This is a genomic window from Mycolicibacterium sp. Y3, assembly GCF_051188035.1.
GTDB lineage: Bacteria > Actinomycetota > Actinomycetes > Mycobacteriales > Mycobacteriaceae > Mycobacterium > Mycobacterium fluoranthenivorans.
In genome coordinates this window covers 1,181,669-1,199,388 of record NZ_JAVQLT010000001.1, presented here as the reverse complement: position 1 = coordinate 1,199,388, position 17,720 = coordinate 1,181,669, and the positions used below count along the sequence as shown (strand labels likewise).

The window sequence follows — 17,720 nt, the reverse complement described above, 5'->3', positions numbered from 1 at the left end:
TGACCGCTGCGCCGTAGGCTTGGGGCATGTCTGCAGTTCCCGCCCCTGAACACGGTCCCGACGCCGGCGCCGTCTGGCACTACGGCGATCCCTTCGGCGAGCAGCGCGCCGCTGCCGACGGTGCCGTGGTGGTCGACCGGTCGCACCGGGCGGTGCTCGCACTCACCGGCGGCGAACGCCGCTCCTGGCTGCACACCATCTCCAGCCAGCACGTCAGCGACTTGACCGACGGCACCGTCGTGCAGAACCTCAGCCTCGACGGGCAGGGCCGTGTGGAAGATCACTGGCTGCAGACCCAACTCGACGGTGTCACCATTTTGGACACCGAGCCGTGGCGCGGCGAACCGCTGCTGGCTTATCTGCGCAAGATGGTGTTCTGGGCCGACGTGGTGGTCGAACCCGCCGATCTGGCCGTCCTCTCCCTGCTCGGGCCGGCACTGGCCACGCCCGAGGTCCTGGCCGCGCTCGGCGTCGACGCTCTGCCCGCCCCCTGGACGGCGGTCGGGCTGCCCGGTGGCGGCTTCCTGCGCGGCGTCTACCCGGGCGAATACGACCTGGTGGTGCCGCGTGACATGGTCGGCGACCGGCAGCGCACCCTCGCGGCGGCCGGTGTCCGGCCGGCCGGAATCTGGGCCTATGAGGCCCACCGGGTGGCCGCCCTGGGCCCACGGTTGGGGCTGGACACCGATGAGCGGACCATCCCGCACGAGGTCGGCTGGATCGGCGGCCCCGGTGAGGGCGCGGTGCATCTGGACAAGGGCTGCTATCGCGGCCAGGAGACCGTCGCCCGAGTCCACAACCTGGGCAAACCGCCGCGCGCTCTGGTGCTGGTGCAGCTGGACGGCTCCGGGGACCGGCCCTCGACCGGGGACCCACTGACCGCCGGCGGCCGGCCGATCGGGCGGCTGGGCACCGTGGTGGATCACGTCGACGACGGTCCCATCGCGTTGGCGCTGGTCAAGCGAGGCATCCCGGCCGACACGGAGCTGAGCACCGGCGGCGAGGTGGCCGTGGCCGCGGTGATCGATCCGGATTCGGTGGCCGCCGATGACCACGTCGGCGCGGGCCGAATCGCGCTGCAGCGGCTCCGCGGCGGTGACCGTTGAGCTGCTCGGGCCGCGCCGACGACCTGTGACAGGCAGGGCCTACCAGCGCGGCGCCGCGCGGCACGGTAAAGTGACCGCAGGACAATAAAGACACACAGATCGGAGCCGCCTGCGCGTTGGGCCGCTCCGTTATTGCGCGAGGGGGTCCCCCATGGGCCGCGGCCGGGCGAAGGCGAAGCAGACGAAGGTCGCACGCGACCTCAAGTACAGCTCGCCACAAACCGACTTCGACAGGTTGCAGCGTGAGCTGTCACATGCCGAGTCTGAGAATGACTTCGGGGGCAGTGACGGCTTCGCCGATCAACACGCCGACGAAGACGACTGGCGGCGCTGACTCACGCAGAGGTGTAGCCCCGCGGTTCTGACTTCCGTCAGAACCGCGGATGCTGACCGACGAGGTGTGCGCGGGCCTCACCTTTGCCGCTCTTGGCAACGGTGCCCAGCGTCCAGCAGTTCAGATGACGTGCGGTGAGAATCGCCAGTGCGCGGTCGGTGTCCTCCGGCGCGACGATGGCGACCATGCCGACGCCCATGTTGAACGTCTTCTCCATCTCGGCACGCTCCACGCGACCGCGCTGGGCGATCATGCCGAAGACCGGCGCGGGCGTCCAGGTGCCGCGGTCCAGCTCGGCGACCAGTCCGTTCGGGATGACCCGTTCGAGGTTGCCCGCCAGCCCGCCACCGGTGACGTGGCAGAACGTCCGGACCTGGGTCTCCGATGCCAGCGCCAGGCAGTCCTTGGCGTAGATGTAGGTGGGTTCGAGCAGTTCCTCGCCGAGTGTGCGGCCGAACTCCTCGACATGGCCGGCCAGATCCATCCGGTCGATCTCCAGCAGCACCTTGCGGGCCAACGAGTAGCCGTTGGAGTGCAGGCCCGTGGACGCCATGGCGATGATCACATCGCCGGGCCTGACCAGTTCCGGCCCCAGCAGGTCGTCGGCTTCCACGACGCCGACACCGGTCGCGGAGATGTCGTAGTGGTCGGGCTCCATCAGTCCGGGGTGCTCGGCGGTCTCCCCGCCCAGCAGCGCGCAGCCGGCCAGGACACAGCCGTCGGCGATACCGGACACGATGGCGCTGACCCGCTCGGGGACCGTACGTCCGACGGCGATGTAGTCCTGCAGGAACAGCGGCTCGGCCCCACAGACGACGAGGTCGTCGACGACCATCGCCACCAGGTCCAGCCCGACCGTGTCGTGCTTGTCCATCGCTTGTGCGATGGCCAGCTTGGTGCCGACGCCGTCTGTCGACGAGGCCAGCAGCGGTTCTCGATACCCGCCGCGCAGCGCGAACAGTCCGGCAAACCCACCCAGACCGCCTCGGACCTCCGGGCGGGTGGCTTTCTTGGCCAACGGTTTGAACAGCTCGACGGCGCGATCCCCCGCCTCGATGTCCACCCCGGCCGTTGCATAAGAGATGCCGTGTTGTTCGGCGCGACCCTGACTCATCAGGCTAAAGGCTACCGCTCCCGGTCCGGCCCCGACACCGCTGGTAAGGCCCGGGCATTCTGCCGGGGCCACACGCAACGAGGTGACGTATGACACTCTGGGCGCTCATGAACCGATTTCGCTGGTCGGCGCTGGCCGCCGGGGCTGTCGTGGCGTGTGCCGCGGGCCAGCCCGCACCGGCGTCCGCCACCGCCGGAGTGGGCGTGGAGGCGCAGATCCTGGCGCAGGCCACCCGGGACGGACACGACTACATCACCAAAGAGATCACCATCGCCCCAGGCGGCGGTACCGGCTGGCACTGGCATCAGGGCCGGGTGTTCGGCGTGATCGAGTCCGGGACGCTCACCCACTTCCGGGCGGACTGCTCGGTGGACGGGGTGTACCCGACCGGAGCGCCGATCACCGAGGAGAGCGGTCCGGTGCACAACGGCCGCAACCTGGGTCCGGACCCGCTGGTGATGTGGGTGGTCTACATCGATCCGGCCGGCGCCCCGCCGGCCACCGATGCGCCGGATCCCGGCTGCGGTTTCTAGTGTTGGACGACGGCGGAGCCGTCAGGGCCTTCTGATCGCGGAGGCGTTGTCGTTGGCCGGCTCCAGCGGGATCCCGCTGCGCGCCGCGTTGGCCAGCATGTGCTCGATGACGTTCTTGCCCAGGGCGCTCTCGCCCGGGAGCTCGATCGGGTAGTTGCCGTCGAAGCACGCCGAGCACAGCCGCGATGACGGCTGCTCGGTGGCGGCGACCATGCCCTGCTGGCTGATGTAGCCGAGGGTGTCGGCACCGATGGCCCGACGCACGTCCTCCAGCATCTCGTCCTCGTCGCCGCTGGAACCGTTGGCGATCAGCTCGGCGGGGGTGGCGAAGTCGATTCCGTAGAAGCACGGCCACTTCACCGGCGGCGAGGCGATCCGGACGTGCACCTCGAGGGCACCGGCCTCCCGCAGCATCCGGATGAGGGCACGCTGGGTGTTACCGCGCACGATCGAGTCGTCGACGACGATCAGCCGCTTGCCGCGGATGACTTCCTTGAGTGGGTTCAGCTTGAGCCTGATGCCGAGCTGACGGATGGTCTGCGACGGCTGGATGAAGGTGCGCCCCACGTAGGCGTTCTTCATCAGGCCCTGTCCGTAGGGGATACCCGAACCCTGCGCATAGCCGACCGCCGCGGGGATCCCCGACTCGGGAACCCCGATCACCAGGTCACCCTCCACGGGGTTCTCAGCGGCCAACCGACGGCCGATCTCCACGCGGGTGGCATGCACGGACCGGCCACCGATCACGCTGTCCGGCCGGGCCAGGTAGACGTATTCGAAGACGCAGCCCTTGGGGGTCGGATTCGCGAATCGGGTGGAGCGCACCCCGTCGGCGTCGATGGCCAGCAGCTCGCCGGGCTCGATATCGCGTACGAAGGACGCGCCCACGATGTCGAGTGCCGCGGTCTCCGAGGCCACCACCCAGCCGCGGTCCAGCCGGCCCAGCGACAGCGGGCGCACGCCGTGCGGATCGCGCGCCGCGTACAGGGTGTTCTCGTCCATGAAGGTCAGGCAGAAGGCACCGCGCACGGTCGGCAGCAGGTCCAAGGCGGCTTGCTCCAGGGTGGCATCGGCCGCGCCGTGGGCCAGCAGTGCGCCGAGGATGTCGGAGTCGGTGGTGGCAGCCGGGGCGCCACGGGTTTCGATCAGCCCGGCTTCACGAGCCTGGCGGGCCAGCTCCGCGGTGTTGACCAGATTGCCGTTGTGTCCCAAGGCGACACCGGTGCCGGCGGCGGTGTTACGGAACACCGGCTGGGCGTTCTCCCAGGTGGTGGAGCCAGTGGTGGAGTAGCGGCAGTGTCCGACGGCAACGTGGCCGGGCATGGCCGCCAGCGTCTGCTCATCGAACACCTGACTGACCAGACCCAGATCTTTGAACACCAGCACCTGCGAACCGTCGGCGACGGCGATACCGGCCGCCTCCTGGCCACGGTGTTGTAGCGCATAAAGGCCGTAGTAGGTGAGTTTGGCCACATCTTCGCCGGGAGCCCAGACGCCGAAGACGCCACATTCTTCTCTCGGGTCTTCTTCGGTCTGTTCGATCTGCTCGGCGGTCACGATCAGTCTGCTCCCTAGGGGCTGTGGGTGACGTAACACAGTTTACGGGCAACCCCCGTCATTGGCTGAATCGAACGGCGGATTACCCACTCACGAACGTCAACGTCCTTGGCGGGTGAACACATTCCGGTGCCGGAACCGCACGCCACTACGGTGGACGGACGTGAGCCAAGACACCGTCTCGGGCGACCCGATCACCGGGGAACCCGCCGACTGGCACCCGCTGACCCGGGTCGCGTTCCGGTTCTGCGTCGTGTACTTCGGATTGTTCTGCCTGTGGTTCGCCCAGATCACCTTCGCCTTCGCCGGGCCGGTGGCGATGCTGCTGCCCGAGGGTTCGGTGCAGTGGCAGATGCTGGTGACCGATCCGGTCACCAGTTGGGTGGGCCGGCAGGTCTTCGGTGTCGACGCGCACCTTCGCCCCGGCTCCGGCAGCGGCGATCAGGCCGCCATCTGGATCGCGATGTTCTGTCTGCTCGTCGTCGCCGTGGTGGGCACGGCCGTGTGGTCCGCACTTGATCGGCGAGCCACCGGCTATCCGCGACTGGCCGCCTGGTTCGCCGTCTTCCTGCGGCTCTGCCTGGCCGGGCAGATGTTGTTCTACGGTGTCGCCAAGGTCATTCCGACGCAGATGCCGCAGCCGCCGCTGACCGCCCTGCTGCAACCGTTCGGCGAGTTCAGCCCAGCCTCGGTGCTGTGGCTGCAGGTGGGTAGCTCGCCGCCGTACGAGGTTCTGCTCGGGGCCGTCGAGATGCTCGCAGGCCTGCTGCTGTTCGTGCCGCGCACCGCCACCCTGGGTGCGCTGGTCGCCCTGCTCAGCATGGCGCAGGTGTTCATCCTCAACATGACCTTCGACGTGCCGGTCAAGATCCTGTCCGGACATCTGCTGCTGATGAGTCTGGTGTTGCTCGCACCCCGGGCCCGGCGGTTGTTCGACGCCGTCGTGCTGGAGCGCGCCTGCGGACCCGTCACCGTGACGCCGTTGTTCAGCAGTGCCCGGGCCAATCGATGGACCACCAGAGTGCAACTGGCCCTGTGCGTCTGGGTATTGGCCGGGTTGCTGCTGCAGGGCTGGCAGGCCTGGAGCAGCTACGGCGGCGGGCGACCCGAGCCCGAGCTACACGGCGTCTGGTCAGTCAGCTCGTTCAGTCTGGACGGTCAGCCGCTGCCGCCGCTGACCACCGACGCGAGGCGTTGGCAGAAACTGGTTTTCGATCAGATCGGGGCCGCGACATTCCAGGCGATGGACGGCTCGCTGCATACCGCACCCGCCGATGTCGAGGCCGGCGCCCACACCCTGGTGCTCACGACTCCTCTGCCCCCGCCCGACGGCACGTCCGCCCCCGCCCCGGACCCGACACCGTTCGCGAGGTTCACCTACGCACGGCACGGCCCGGACCGGCTGACACTGACCGGCACGTTGCGGGGCGCACCGGCGATCATCGAACTCGACCGGTTGGACCCGGACAGCTTTCCGCTGCGTAACCGCGGATTTCACTGGGTACAGGAGTACCCGTACTTCCGCTGACTCGTCAGTCCGGTAGCGGCACCAGTGGCAGCCAGCCGGCGATCTCGCGGGCCCGCGAACCGGACATCGTCATCCCGGGCGCCGAGTCGATATCGAGCAGCCCGGTGGCGAGCAGCAGCCAGGTGCGCGGATCCGCCTCGACCACATTCGGTGGGGTGCCGCGGGTGTGCCGGGGGCCGGCGATGCACTGCACGGCGACATACGGCGGCACCCGGACCTCGACGCTGGCGCCGGGGGCCAACGCGGCCAGGGTGCGCGCGGTGAGCCTGACCGCAGCGGCGAGAACGGGCCGCTCCGGGGCCGGACGGCTGTCATCGCGCAGCCAGTCCGCGACCGCGAGCACCGCGGCCCGCGTCTGTTCCGGATCTGCCGTTCGGCGCGCCACCATCCCATTAGTGTCGCAATGTGGCAGCCGAGCGCTTCGCACCGCCGTATCGGGCGGTCGGTGCGGTCGCGCTGGCACTGTTGACCGGCCTGGCCGTCGTCATCTCTCTGCAGTTCCGGGGCGAGTTCCGATACCGCGTGGAACTGACCGTGCTGTCGCCGCGAGCCGGCCTCGGAGTGGATCCGGGATCGAAGGTCACCTTCAACGGGGTGGAGATCGGCCGGGTGCGCGCGATCTCCCCCGCCGATGTCGACGGGACGCCCCGTGCCCGGCTGGCGGTGCAGATCGAACCGCGCTACCTGCCGCTCATCCCGTCGAACGTCACCGCCGATATCAACGCCACCACCGTGTTCGGCAACAAGTACATCGCACTGAGGTCGCCGGAAACCCCTTCGCCACAGCACATTTCACCTGACGGCGAGATCACCGCAACGTGGGTCAGCACCGAGTTCAACACCCTGTTCGAGACGGTGATGGCCATCTCCGAGCAGGTCGACCCGGTGAAGCTGAACCTGACGCTGACCGCGGCCGCGGAGGCGCTGGACGGGATGGGCGCCAAGTTCGGGAACTCCCTGCAGGACGGTAACGCGATCCTCGCGGATTTCATCGCCCGCACCGACGAGTTCGGGCATGGCACCCGGTCATGGGCCACGCTGGCCGATCGCTACACCGACGCCGGCCCCGACCTGTTCGACGGACTGGCCGCCGCGGTGCGCACCGCCGCCACGCTCAACGACCAACGCGGCGCCATCGATCGGGCGCTGCTGGCCGCGGTCGGGTTCGGCGACAACGCCGGCGACATCCTGGAGCGAGGCGGACCGTTTCTGTCGCGCGGCGCCCAGGATCTGATATCGACGTCGAAGGTGTTCGACGTCTACAGTCCGCAACTGCTGTGCACCATCCGGAACTACTACGACGTCGCACCGCTGATGGCATCGACGTTCGGCGGCGACAACGGCTACTCGCTGGACTCGGCGGGCACGGTGTTCGGGTTCGGCCTGCCCAACCCGTACGTGTACCCGGACAACCTGCCCCGGGTGAACGCCCACGGCGGTCCGGAAGGCAAGCCCGGCTGCTGGCAGAAGATCACCAAAGACCTCTGGCCCGCACCATATCTGGTGATGGACACCGGCCTGTCCATCGCGCCGTACAACCATTTCGAGTTCGGCTCGCCGATCTTCACCGACTACGTGTGGGGCCGCCAGGTGGGCGAGCCCACCATCAATCCGTGAGGGTTGACCTCAACCTTCATTGAGCTCCTAGCGTGGGTTCATGACATTCACACCGCACGAGATCGCGTTCCTCGACAACGCGGAACTGGGTCGCCTGGCGACCATCGGGCCGGACGGAACACCGCAGAACAGCCCGGTCGGCTTCACCTACAACGCGGAGCTGGGCACCATCGACATCGCCGGCTACCGGATGTCGTCCAGCCGCAAGTTCCGCAACCTCGCCCGCAACGACAAGGTCGCCTTCGTCGTCGATGACATCGCCTCGCGCGAACCGTGGCGGGTGCGCTGCCTGGAGATCCGGGGCACCGCGGAACAGGCGACGGTCCCCACCCGCACCGGGCCGGCCGGCGACCCGTTGGATTCCGCCATCATCAGGGTCACGCCACGGCGGATCATCAGTTTCGGCATCGCCAATCAGGACACCGAACCGCACGACCTGGTGCCCGATATCCGCGACGCCTAGCGATGACGCCGCTGGACCACCAGCGCGGCCACCGCGCCCGCCTCATTGATGGCCAGGTGCGCCAGCATCGGTGCCAGTAAGCTGCCCGAGCGGCGGTACAGCCAGTCGAAGGCCCATCCAGCGGCGGCCGTCACCAACACGGTGGCCCACACGAGTCCCTCCCCCGAGTCGCTACGCTCCCGCCCGCCGGGGTGCCGGGCGTCGCCGATATGGCTGAGGCCGAACGCGATCGCCTGCACCAGCCGGCCGGTCCGGGGGCCGAAAGCCGCCGCGGTGACGGTACCGAGCCCGCCCCGAAACGCCGCCTCCTCGGCCCAGACGGTGGCCACCGGGATACGCACCAACAGCCAGCGCGCCGGATCGGCGGGTAGTTGCCGCGCCGCCATGCCGGCCCGCACCGGTGGCAGCGCCGCCGCGACCGCGGTACCCACCGCGATCGGGGCGGCCACGGCCAGGCCCAAGCGCATACCGGACCGCACCGCCGGGCCGCGCAGCCCGACCCGGGCCCCGCTCCAGGTCACGAGGGCGGTACCCGCCGCGACGCGCACGGGCGCGCGGGTCAGCGCGGATTTGCCCGCCGCCACGGTGGCCGCCAGCGCAATGGCCCGAATTATTCTGTGGGACATCAGTATTGGTCGGATGCGTCGTCGTGGTGCAGGGCGTCGCGGATCCGCTCGGTGTCCGCCGGGGTCCAGCCCTGCGGTGCGGCGACGGCCACCCAGCCGTCCAGCACCGAGTCGCCGTAGTTGTGGCCATGCCCGCCGGGCACCCCGGACGCATTGGTCATATCGGCACCCACCTGCCAGAACGTCACGATCGGATACCAGCGCATGGACGCCGTGCGATCGGCACCGGGCGGTTCGGTGAGCCAATCCGGCCGGGAGAACAGGAGTTTCGGCGACCACCAGACGATCGGGTCGGATGCGTGCTGCAGGAACAGCACCCGGGTGCCGTCCCACGGTGCCGCGGCCACCCGCGCGATCTGGTCCGCATTCTGCGCCTGCGAGAACCGCACCGTGCGGCCGTTGTCGTAGCGCGGTTCGACCTCGCGGGTGCCCGGGTCGCGCCGCTGCACCAGACCGCTCCACAACGCGCTCTCGTTCGGGGGCCCGACCCACAACACCGAGGAGAAGTCCATCGCGGCGATATCGGGCAACCAGCCGAAGGCGCCCTGCCCGGCCAGCGACCCTAGGCTCTCGCCGTACAACGCCAGCCTGGGCCGGTGCTCCGGCGGCAGTTTCGACCAGCGGTCGTGGATCGCGTCGATCATCATCCGGCCGGTCTGCACCGACTTCTGCCGGTCGCCGAGAAACGAAATCCAGCTCGGCAGATACGAATACTGCATACCGACCAGGGCGGTGTCGCCGTTGTACATCAGCTCGATGGCACGCGCCGCAATCGGGTTGATCCATCCGGTGCCCGTGGTCGGGATGATCACCAGCAGCTTACGGTCGAAGGCATCCGTGCGCTCCAGCTCGCTGAGCAGCACCGCCAGCCGGCCTTCATCGGTGTCGGCGGTCTCCAGACCGGCGTACACCCGGATGGGTTCCTGAGCCGGGGTGCCGTTGACCCGGGTGAGTTCGCCGGCATCGGGGCCGCCGGCGACGAAGTTGCGCCCCTGGTAACCGAGGCCGTCCCAGGACGCGAAAGAGGTGGGGCTGCCCGATCTCTCCGGCTCCAGCGGTTGGCTGACCCCGGCCCGTGTCGCCGAGTTCTGCGGCTGGAAGACGCTGCTCGCGCCGATCAGGAAGCCGCGGTACAGCACACCGTTGACGAGGGTGATGATCAGCACCACGACGATGGCGGTTCCGATGAAGAACGCCACCTCGTGGTGCAGGTGCCAGCGCCGGATCAGCAGCCGGGCCAGCAGTTTGACCGCATCGATGAGCACTCGCCAGGTCCCCACACAGGCCGCGCCGACCAGCAGCGCGATGATCAGCGTGCGCAGGTAACTGGCGGTGCCCGGGCCCGCGATGCCCATCGCCGCCGACACCTGCCGCTGCCACGCCGCGGCCGGGATGAGCACCAGCAACGCGGACCCGACGGACGCGGTCACGATCACGGCCTTGAGCACCCGGGTCACCCGCGGAGACGGCGGCCACCAGGATCGGTGCCGAAGCACGAAGCGGTACAGCAGCTTTCCGACGCCGACACCGATGCCGTAACCGATCGCCGAGTTGATGCCACCGATCAGGCCGGCGAACAGCCAGTCCCGCGGCAACAGTGACGGGGTCAGCGACAGACAGAAGAACAGTGCACCGAACGCGACGCCGACGAAATCGAGGCGGACCAGGCTCCAGGCCCACACCAGAAGGGGGTGGTGGTAACCGGTCCGCTCGATCACCCGAACAACCCGGGCAGCACGCCCTCGGATGTCCTGCGCAGTTCGTCGAGCGTCACGGTGAACTGACCCTGCACCTCCAGCGAGTCGCTGCCTTCGTCGGCCACCCCGATGCGCTGCACCGGCAGGCCACGCGCCTCACACATCGACCGGAACCGGCTCTCCTCGGTGCGCGGCACAGCGACCAGCACCCGGCCCGACGACTCGGAGAACAGGAACGTGAACGGACCCGTGCCTTCCAGGAATTCGTCGGGAATGATGATCCGGCAACCGGTTTCGCCGGCCAGCGACGCCTCCACGACGGCCTGGATCAGACCGCCCTCACTGAGGTCGTGCGCGGCCGAGATCAGTCCGTCGCGCGAGGCGGAGGTCAACACCTCCGACAGCAGTTTCTCGCGGCCCAGATCAACCTTGGGGGGCACGCCGCCGAGGTGGTCGGCGGTGACCTGCGCCCAGATCGAGCCGTCGAACTCGTCATGGGTGTCGCCCAGCAGCAGCAGGGTTTCACCGGGCTCGGCGCCCAGACCGGTGGGGATCCGGCGGGTCACGTCATCGATGACACCGAGCACCCCGACCACCGGGGTGGGCAGGATCGCGGTGCTGCCGGTCTGGTTGTAGAAGCTGACGTTGCCGCCGGTCACCGGAATCCCAAGGGCGGCACAACCATCGGCGAGCCCCCGGACCGCCTGCGAGAACTGCCACATGACACCCGGGTCCTCCGGCGAGCCGAAGTTCAGGCAGTTCGTCACGGCCACCGGCGTGGCGCCGGTGACGGCAACGTTGCGGTAGGCCTCCGCCAGCGCGAGTTGCGCTCCGGTGTACGGGTCCAGCTGGGTGTAGCGCCCGGAGGCGTCGGTGGAGACCGCGACGCCACGGCCGGTGGCCTCGTCGATGCGCAGCACACCACCGTCGGCGTGTTCGGCGAGCACGGTGTTGCCCCGCACGTAGCGGTCATACTGCTCGGTGATGAACGCGCGGCTGCACAGATGCGGACTGCCCACCATCGCAAGCAACGTGGCGCGCAGCTCATCGCCCGTCACCGGGCGGGGCAGCGCGGCGGTGGTGTCGGCGATCAGCGCGTCCTGGGTGTCGGGGCGCGCGACCGGCCGCTGGTATACCGGGCCTTCGTGGGCGACGGTGCGTGGCGGCACGTCGACGACGGTCTCACCGTGCCAGGTGATCTCGAGGCGGTCGCCGTCGGTGACCTCCCCGATGACGGTGGCCAGCACCTCCCACTTGCGGCAGACGGCCAGGAACGCTTCGACGTTCTCCGGTGTGACGACGGCGCACATGCGTTCCTGGGATTCGCTCGACAGGATCTCGGCCGGGGTCATGTTCGCGGCGCGCTGCGGCACCGTCTCGAGCTCCACCCGCATACCCCCGTCTCCGGCCGATGCGAGTTCGGATGTGGCGCAGGACAATCCGGCGCCACCGAGGTCCTGGATACCGACCACCAGGTCGGCCGCGTAGAGCTCCAGGCAGCACTCGATGAGCACCTTCTCCATGAACGGGTCACCGACCTGCACGGCGGGCAGTTTCTTGCGGCCCGGGCCGGATCCCTCGTCGCCGCCGAAGGTCTCCGATGCCAGCACCGACACACCGCCGATACCGTCCAGACCGGTGCGGGCGCCGAACAGGATGATCTTGTTACCGGTGCCCGAGGCGAACGCCAGGTGCAGATCCTCCTTGCGGAGCACGCCCACGCACAGCGCGTTCACCAACGGGTTGCCGGCATACGACGCGTCGAACACCGTTTCGCCGCCGATGTTGGGCAGGCCGAGTGAGTTCCCGTAGCCGCCGACACCGCGGACCACCCCGTCGAGCACGCGCCGGGTGTCGGGCGCGTCGGCCGCCCCGAACCGCAGCTGATCCATCACGGCCACCGGGCGGGCGCCCATCGCCATGATGTCGCGGACGATCCCGCCGACGCCGGTGGCCGCACCCTGATAGGGCTCCACGTACGACGGGTGGTTGTGCGACTCGACCTTGAAGGTGACGGCCCAGCCGTCGCCGATGTCGACGACGCCGGCGTTCTCGCCGATGCCGGCCAGCATCCCGGCCCGCATCTCGTCGGTGGTCGTCTCCCCGAAGTAGCGCAGGTGCACCTTGGAGGACTTGTAGGAGCAGTGCTCGCTCCACATCACCGAGTACATGGCCAGTTCGGCATCGGTGGGTCGGCGGCCCAGGATCTCGCGGATGCGCTGGTACTCGTCATCCTTGAGACCGAGCTCACGGTAGGGCTGCGGATGTTCGGGGGTGGTGGCTGCCCGCTCGACGGTGTCTACTTCGGGACTGTTACCAAAGGTCACCGGCATAGTTTATTCGTTCTTCGCGTAGCGGCCGACCAGCACCGGCCCGAGCACTCCCCAGAGCAGCACGCTGCCGAGCACCACCAGGATGGTGGACAGCAGCACGGCGCGTTCGGCGGCGTCCTCCAGCACGTTGAACGCCAGCAGGCCCAGCACGATGGTCGCAGCTCCACGCGGCGCGAGCACGGCCACCAGCCGCCGTTCCGACCGGCTCAAACCCGACCCGGTCAACGACAGCACCACCGGGACGAACCGGACCACGGTGACCACCAGCACACAGAACACCACCAGCCCGATCGACACACCCTCTTCGAGGACGTACCAGGCCACCGCGCCGAAGACGAACCACAGCACGGCCGACAGCAGGAACGCCACGTCGTCGAGCAGTTCCATTTCCCGCCGCTCATCGGAATAGCGCCGCAACCCGTTGAACGCGATACCGCAAACGAAGGCCGCCACGAACCCGTTCCCGTGCGAGGCCACGTTGAGGGTGTAGGCCAGCACCGGTGTGCACAGCAGGATCAGCCGCCGGGCCCGGTCGGTCATGAACCCGCGGCGGTCCACGGCGTTCGCGGCGACGGCGGCCACCGCACCGATCGCCAGTCCCAGCACGACGGCACTCAGTAGATGCGGGACGGCGTCGCGCACGGCGTGCATCAGACTCTCGGCGCCGGCTTGTTGGCCCCCGGTGATCGCCAGCGCGAAGACCAGGATCGGCGCGACCACGCCGTCGCTGTAGCCCTCCTCGACGTTGAGCAGATTGCGGACCCGCGCCGGGATGCGGTCGTCGTGCAGGAAGGACGCCACCGGCGCGAAATCGATGGGTACCACCACGCAGGCGACCGCAAGCAGTGCGGCCCACGACAGCCCGGGCAGCAGCCAACTGCCCAGCAGCACCGACAGGCCCATGCTCATCGGCAGCGCGATCACGATGAGCCGGAACGCGGGCCCGAACATGCCGCCGAAGAAACCGCCGCGCACATGGGTCGCATGACCGAACAACAGGATGGCCAGGATCACCTCGATGATCGGCAGGATCACATCGGTGTCGAGGCTCGCCGCCAGCGCGTGATGGGTACTGACACCCACCCCCGCACCCACCACGACAAGCACCATTGCGGGCGTGATGCGCCAGCGCTCCAGCTGCCGCGCGAACAACGCCCACACCGCCAGCGCCGCGCCGATACCGACGACCGACCACACCATGCCCGCGGACACCCGTCAGGAAGCGGCAGTCAAGCAGAAGGCGTTTCCGTCCGGGTCCGCGAGCACCACCCAGCGGAACTCCGCGCCGAATTCATGCCGGCCGGTCTCACGAGCGCCCAGCGAGACCAGGCGAGCCACCTCCGCCTCCATATCGGCGGCGCTGAAATCGACGTGCACCCGGTTCTTGCCGGGCGTCGGATCCTCGACCCGCTGGAACCCCAGCCGCAACCCGCTCGGCAAGGCGACGAACACGAATTCCCCTGGCATCACCGGGGTCAACTCACCGCCGGTGGCGGTGGCCCACCACGCCGCGAGGCGATCGGGGTCGAGTGAGTCGACGGTGATCATCTCCACGCCAAGGCCCATACCGGGAGCCTAGCGACTACCCCCGACGTCTACGACTCAGGAGGAACCGGCGGGCGCCAGGAACGCCTGAAGCGCCGCCGAATACGCCGCGACGTCGAGGGCGCCCATCATCTCGCGGGCCGAATGCATGGCCAGCTGCGCCGCGCCCACGTCGACCGTCGGGATACCGGTACGCGCGGACGTCATCGGTCCGATGGTCGACCCGCACGGCAGGTCGGCTCGGTGCTCGTAGCGTTGCAGCGGCACCCCGGCCTGCCGGCACGCGAGCGCGAACGCCGCCGCGGTCCGGCCGTCGGTGGCGTACCGCAGGTTGGGCTGCACCTTGAGCACCGGGCCGGCGTTGACGGCGATGAGATGACCGGGTTCGTGCCGGTCCGGGTAGTTCGGGTGGGTGGCGTGGGCCATGTCCCCGGAGGCCACCATCGACTCGGCGCAGCGGCGCAGGAAATGCTCCCGACCGTGCCCCGCCGCCAGCACGATGCGCTCCAGCACGGTCGGCAACAGCTCGGACTGGGCGCCGTGATCGGACTGCGAGCCGACCTCCTCGTGGTCGAACAGTGCGAGCACCGGGATGTGGCCGGTGGGCTGCACCGCGAGCAGCGCCTCGACCCCGGCGTAGCAGGTGACCTGGTTGTCCAGCCGCGGGGCGCTGACGAATTCGCCACCGGCGCCGGTGATCGCCGACGCCGCCAGGTCGTGCGTCATCAGGTCGAAGCCCAGGACCTCGGAGGCGCGCACCCCGGCGCGTTCGGCGACGAACTCGAGGAACGAACCCTGCTCCCCCAGGCCCCAGATCGCGTTGACGTGGCGCTGCGGGTCGGGGCTGACACCCTTGCGGTCATCGGACAGGTGGATGGCCAGCTGCGGCACCCGCAGGATCGGGTCGTCGATGCGGACCAGCCGGTGCTCCACCCCGCCGGCGGACCTAATCCCCGAGTCGCTGCGCTCCTGCCCGCCGCCGGACCCACTGCCCGCGTCGCTGTGCTCCCCCGCGCCGACGACCGACAGCCGGCCGCTGATCCCGAGATCGCGGTCCAGCCAGGAGTTCAGCCACGCACCGCCGTAGGGCGCCAACGCCACCACCTGCCAGCCCGCGACCGCCCGGTCCGGGTGCTGCTTGACGCGCAGGTTGGGGCTGTCGGTGTGGCCGCCGACGATCCGGAACGGCACATCGCCGGGCGTCGAATCCCAGGCGACCAACGAACCCGCCCGCACCGTGAAATAGCGGCCCGAGGCGGGCCAGGCGTCCGCCTCGGACAGTTCGGTGTATCCGGCGGCCGCCAGCAGGCGCGCGGCCGTCGCGCACACATGGAACGGCGACGGTGAGGCGTCGATGAATTCACACAGGCTCTGGGGGCTAGCTGGCATCTTTTCATCTTGACCGGTGTGCCGAGCGTCGGCCGCGCTAGGGTCTGCGATGTGCCCGATCTTGTCCCGCAGGCGGTGCTTGCGCCTCTGACGCCGGCTGCCATCTTCTTGGTCGCCACCATCGACGACGGTGGCGAGCAGACAGTGCACGATGCCCTCGGCGATATCTCGGGGCTGGTTCGCGCCATAGGTTTTCGCGATCCGGCCAAGCATCTGTCCGTCATCACGTCGATCGGCTCGGACGCCTGGGACCGGTTGTTCAGCGGGCCGCGGCCGGCCGAACTACACCCGTTCGTCGCGTTGGAGGGCCCGCGGCACAGCGCCCCGTCCACCCCCGGAGATCTGTTGTTCCACCTCCGCGCCGAGTCGCTGGACGTGTGTTTCGAGCTGGCCGGCAAGATCGCCCAGGCAATGGACGGCGCCATCACCATCGTCGACGAGGTGCACGGGTTCAAGTTCTTCGACAACCGCGACCTGCTGGGCTTCGTGGACGGCACCGAGAACCCTGGTGGCCAGGTGGCACTGCACGCCAGTCAGATCGGCGACGAGGATCCCGACTTCGCCGGCGGCTGCTACGTGCACGTGCAGCGCTACCTGCACGATATGTCGGCCTGGAACGCGCTGTCGGTCGAGGAGCAGGAGCGCGCGATCGGCCGCACCAAACTCGACGACATCGAACTCGACGACGCCGTGAAGCCCGCGAATTCGCATGTGGCCCTCAATGTGATCGAGGATGACGAGGGCAACGAACTGAAGATCCTGCGCCACAACATGCCGTTCGGTGAGATCGGCAAGGGTGAGTTCGGGACCTACTACATCGGGTACTCGCGCAGCGCCGCGGTCACCGAGCGCATGCTGCGCAACATGTTCATCGGGGATCCGCCCGGTAACACCGACCGGATTCTGGATTTCTCCACCGCGGTCACCGGGTGTCTGTTCTTCACGCCGACCGCCGATTTCCTCGACGATCCACCCCCGTTACCCGGTGACGAGAACGCCGCACCCACCGTGGTCGTCACGCCCCCCGCCCCCGCATACTCCGGTTCACTGTCGATCGGCAGCTTGAAAGGACAACCCCAATGAACAACCTGTACCGCGAACTGGCGCCGGTCACCGACGAGGCGTGGGCCGAGATCGAGCAGGAGGCCACCCGGACCTTCAAGCGCCATATCGCCGGACGCCGCGTCGTGGACTGCAGCGGGCCCAGCGGCGCCACCACCGCCGCGGTGTCCACGGGACATCTGCTCAACGTGGCCTCGCCGGGCGACGGTGTGCTCGCCCACCTGCGGGACAGCCGGCCGCTGGTGCGGCTGCGGGTGCCGTTCACGATCACCCGCGAGGCGATCGACGACGTGGAGCGCGGCTCGCAGGACTCGGACTGGGATCCGGTCAAGGAAGCGGCCAAGAAGCTGGCCTTCGCCGAGGACCGGGCGATCTTCGAGGGCTACGCGGCCGCCAACATCCAGGGCATCCGGGCGTCCAGCTCCAACCCCGGCCTGGCCCTGCCCGAGGATCCCCGCGACTACCCCGATGTGATCGCCCAGGCGCTCTCGGAGCTGCGGCTGGCCGGCGTCGACGGACCGTACTCGGTGCTGCTGTCGGCCGACGCGTACACCAAGGTCAGCGAGACCACCGAACACGGCTACCCGCTGCGCGAGCACCTCAACCGGGTGGTCGACGGGGACATCATCTGGGCCCCCGCCATCGATGGCGCGTTCGTGTTGTCCACGCGCGGAGGCGATTTCGATCTGCAGCTGGGCACCGATGTGTCGATCGGCTACCTGAGCCACGACGCCGAGACCGTGCAGCTGTACCTGCAGGAGACGTTCACATTCCTGAACTACACGGCCGAGGCGTCGGTCGCACTGTCCGCCTGAG

General features: G+C 68.9%; 17 protein-coding genes. 8 read left to right on the top strand and 9 right to left on the bottom strand.

What is annotated here, in order from left to right; genetic code table 11:
* Positions 1-26 precede the first annotated feature (26 nt).
* Complete coding sequence (gene ygfZ, locus QN239_RS05885) at positions 27-1,106, top strand: CAF17-like 4Fe-4S cluster assembly/insertion protein YgfZ (protein ID WP_499008650.1); 1,080 nt, start codon at positions 27-29, stop codon at positions 1,104-1,106.
* Between the two features lie 151 nt (positions 1,107-1,257).
* Positions 1,258-1,440 (top strand): DUF3073 domain-containing protein, encoded by a 183-nt coding sequence (locus tag QN239_RS05880; RefSeq protein WP_090354456.1) that lies wholly within the window; start codon positions 1,258-1,260, stop codon positions 1,438-1,440.
* Positions 1,441-1,477: 37 nt separating this feature from the next.
* On the opposite strand, the gene purM is transcribed toward QN239_RS05880, so the two are convergent.
* On the bottom strand, positions 1,478-2,554 hold the full coding sequence (gene purM, locus QN239_RS05875) for a phosphoribosylformylglycinamidine cyclo-ligase (protein ID WP_090354455.1): 1,077 nt from the start codon (positions 2,552-2,554) through the stop codon (positions 1,478-1,480).
* 89 nt (positions 2,555-2,643) lie between these two features.
* Between purM and QN239_RS05870 the strand changes: the two genes are divergently transcribed.
* Complete coding sequence (locus QN239_RS05870) at positions 2,644-3,087, top strand: cupin domain-containing protein (RefSeq protein ID WP_499008647.1); 444 nt, start codon at positions 2,644-2,646, stop codon at positions 3,085-3,087.
* A gap of 21 nt (positions 3,088-3,108) precedes the next feature.
* Here QN239_RS05870 and purF read toward each other — a convergent pair whose 3' ends face one another.
* Complete coding sequence (purF, locus tag QN239_RS05865) at positions 3,109-4,644, bottom strand: amidophosphoribosyltransferase (RefSeq protein WP_090354453.1); 1,536 nt, start codon at positions 4,642-4,644, stop codon at positions 3,109-3,111.
* Between the two features lie 193 nt (positions 4,645-4,837).
* Between purF and QN239_RS05860 the strand changes: the two genes are divergently transcribed.
* Complete coding sequence (locus QN239_RS05860) at positions 4,838-6,172, top strand: DoxX family protein (RefSeq protein WP_499016605.1); 1,335 nt, start codon at positions 4,838-4,840, stop codon at positions 6,170-6,172.
* Between the two features lie 4 nt (positions 6,173-6,176).
* Here QN239_RS05860 and QN239_RS05855 read toward each other — a convergent pair whose 3' ends face one another.
* Positions 6,177-6,560, bottom strand: a complete 384-nt coding sequence (locus QN239_RS05855; RefSeq protein ID WP_499008646.1) for a sterol carrier family protein — start codon at positions 6,558-6,560, stop codon at positions 6,177-6,179.
* 17 nt (positions 6,561-6,577) lie between these two features.
* On the opposite strand from QN239_RS05855, the gene QN239_RS05850 reads away from it, so the two are divergent.
* Together QN239_RS05850 and QN239_RS05845 are read left to right on the top strand one after the other, a co-directional pair.
* Positions 6,578-7,789: an MCE family protein gene (locus tag QN239_RS05850; protein WP_499008645.1), complete on the top strand. Its 1,212-nt coding sequence runs from the start codon at positions 6,578-6,580 to the stop codon at positions 7,787-7,789.
* Positions 7,790-7,829: 40 nt separating this feature from the next.
* Positions 7,830-8,252, top strand: a complete 423-nt coding sequence (locus QN239_RS05845) for a PPOX class F420-dependent oxidoreductase (RefSeq protein WP_499008643.1) — start codon at positions 7,830-7,832, stop codon at positions 8,250-8,252.
* Here the strand turns inward: QN239_RS05845 and QN239_RS05840 are convergent.
* The 6 genes from QN239_RS05840 to QN239_RS05815 are packed head-to-tail and all read right to left on the bottom strand — an operon-like array spanning position 8,249 to position 15,842.
* Positions 8,249-8,878, bottom strand: coding sequence for an Rv0804 family intramembrane glutamic endopeptidase (locus QN239_RS05840; RefSeq protein WP_499008642.1), 630 nt, complete (start codon positions 8,876-8,878; stop codon positions 8,249-8,251). The two genes, QN239_RS05845 and QN239_RS05840, sit on opposite strands and share 4 nt — an antisense overlap.
* On the bottom strand, positions 8,878-10,596 hold the full coding sequence (locus QN239_RS05835) for an alpha/beta hydrolase (RefSeq protein WP_499008640.1): 1,719 nt from the start codon (positions 10,594-10,596) through the stop codon (positions 8,878-8,880). The genes QN239_RS05840 and QN239_RS05835 overlap by 1 nt, the downstream gene beginning before the upstream one ends.
* Positions 10,593-12,902 (bottom strand): phosphoribosylformylglycinamidine synthase subunit PurL, encoded by a 2,310-nt coding sequence (purL, locus tag QN239_RS05830; protein WP_499008639.1) that lies wholly within the window; start codon positions 12,900-12,902, stop codon positions 10,593-10,595. The genes QN239_RS05835 and purL overlap by 4 nt, the downstream gene beginning before the upstream one ends.
* A 9-nt stretch (positions 12,903-12,911) precedes the next feature.
* Entirely contained in the window at positions 12,912-14,108 is a 1,197-nt protein-coding gene (locus QN239_RS05825; protein ID WP_090354442.1) for a cation:proton antiporter domain-containing protein, read from the bottom strand.
* Positions 14,109-14,123: 15 nt separating this feature from the next.
* Positions 14,124-14,474, bottom strand: a complete 351-nt coding sequence (locus tag QN239_RS05820) for a VOC family protein (RefSeq protein WP_090354441.1) — start codon at positions 14,472-14,474, stop codon at positions 14,124-14,126.
* 36 nt (positions 14,475-14,510) lie between these two features.
* The gene (locus QN239_RS05815; protein WP_499008637.1) at positions 14,511-15,842 is read right to left on the bottom strand and encodes a M18 family aminopeptidase; all 1,332 of its coding nucleotides are present in this window, start codon (positions 15,840-15,842) and stop codon (positions 14,511-14,513) included.
* Between the two features lie 51 nt (positions 15,843-15,893).
* On the opposite strand from QN239_RS05815, the gene QN239_RS05810 reads away from it, so the two are divergent.
* Both QN239_RS05810 and QN239_RS05805 read left to right on the top strand, forming a co-directional pair.
* Positions 15,894-16,925 (top strand): Dyp-type peroxidase, encoded by a 1,032-nt coding sequence (locus QN239_RS05810; RefSeq protein ID WP_499008635.1) that lies wholly within the window; start codon positions 15,894-15,896, stop codon positions 16,923-16,925.
* The gene (locus tag QN239_RS05805) at positions 16,922-17,719 is read left to right on the top strand and encodes a family 1 encapsulin nanocompartment shell protein (protein ID WP_499008634.1); all 798 of its coding nucleotides are present in this window, start codon (positions 16,922-16,924) and stop codon (positions 17,717-17,719) included. Before QN239_RS05810 ends, QN239_RS05805 begins: the two co-directional genes overlap by 4 nt.
* The last annotated feature ends 1 nt before the right edge of the window (position 17,720 follow it).

Bases quoted from the DNA above. Each gene is read 5' to 3' on its own strand.
- purM (WP_090354455.1), bottom strand. From the start codon at position 2,554: ATGAGTCAGGGTCGCGCCGAACAACACGGCATCTCTTATGCAACGGCC.
- QN239_RS05855 (WP_499008646.1), bottom strand. From the start codon at position 6,560: ATGGTGGCGCGCCGAACGGCAGATCCGGAACAGACGCGGGCCGCGGTG.
- QN239_RS05845 (WP_499008643.1), top strand. From the start codon at position 7,830: ATGACATTCACACCGCACGAGATCGCGTTCCTCGACAACGCGGAACTG.
- QN239_RS05820 (WP_090354441.1), bottom strand. From the start codon at position 14,474: ATGGGCCTTGGCGTGGAGATGATCACCGTCGACTCACTCGACCCCGAT.
- QN239_RS05880 (WP_090354456.1), top strand. From the start codon at position 1,258: ATGGGCCGCGGCCGGGCGAAGGCGAAGCAGACGAAGGTCGCACGCGAC.
- QN239_RS05870 (WP_499008647.1), top strand. From the start codon at position 2,644: ATGACACTCTGGGCGCTCATGAACCGATTTCGCTGGTCGGCGCTGGCC.
- QN239_RS05815 (WP_499008637.1), bottom strand. From the start codon at position 15,842: ATGCCAGCTAGCCCCCAGAGCCTGTGTGAATTCATCGACGCCTCACCG.
- QN239_RS05825 (WP_090354442.1), bottom strand. From the start codon at position 14,108: ATGGTGTGGTCGGTCGTCGGTATCGGCGCGGCGCTGGCGGTGTGGGCG.
- QN239_RS05805 (WP_499008634.1), top strand. From the start codon at position 16,922: ATGAACAACCTGTACCGCGAACTGGCGCCGGTCACCGACGAGGCGTGG.
- ygfZ (WP_499008650.1), top strand. From the start codon at position 27: ATGTCTGCAGTTCCCGCCCCTGAACACGGTCCCGACGCCGGCGCCGTC.
- QN239_RS05840 (WP_499008642.1), bottom strand. From the start codon at position 8,878: ATGTCCCACAGAATAATTCGGGCCATTGCGCTGGCGGCCACCGTGGCG.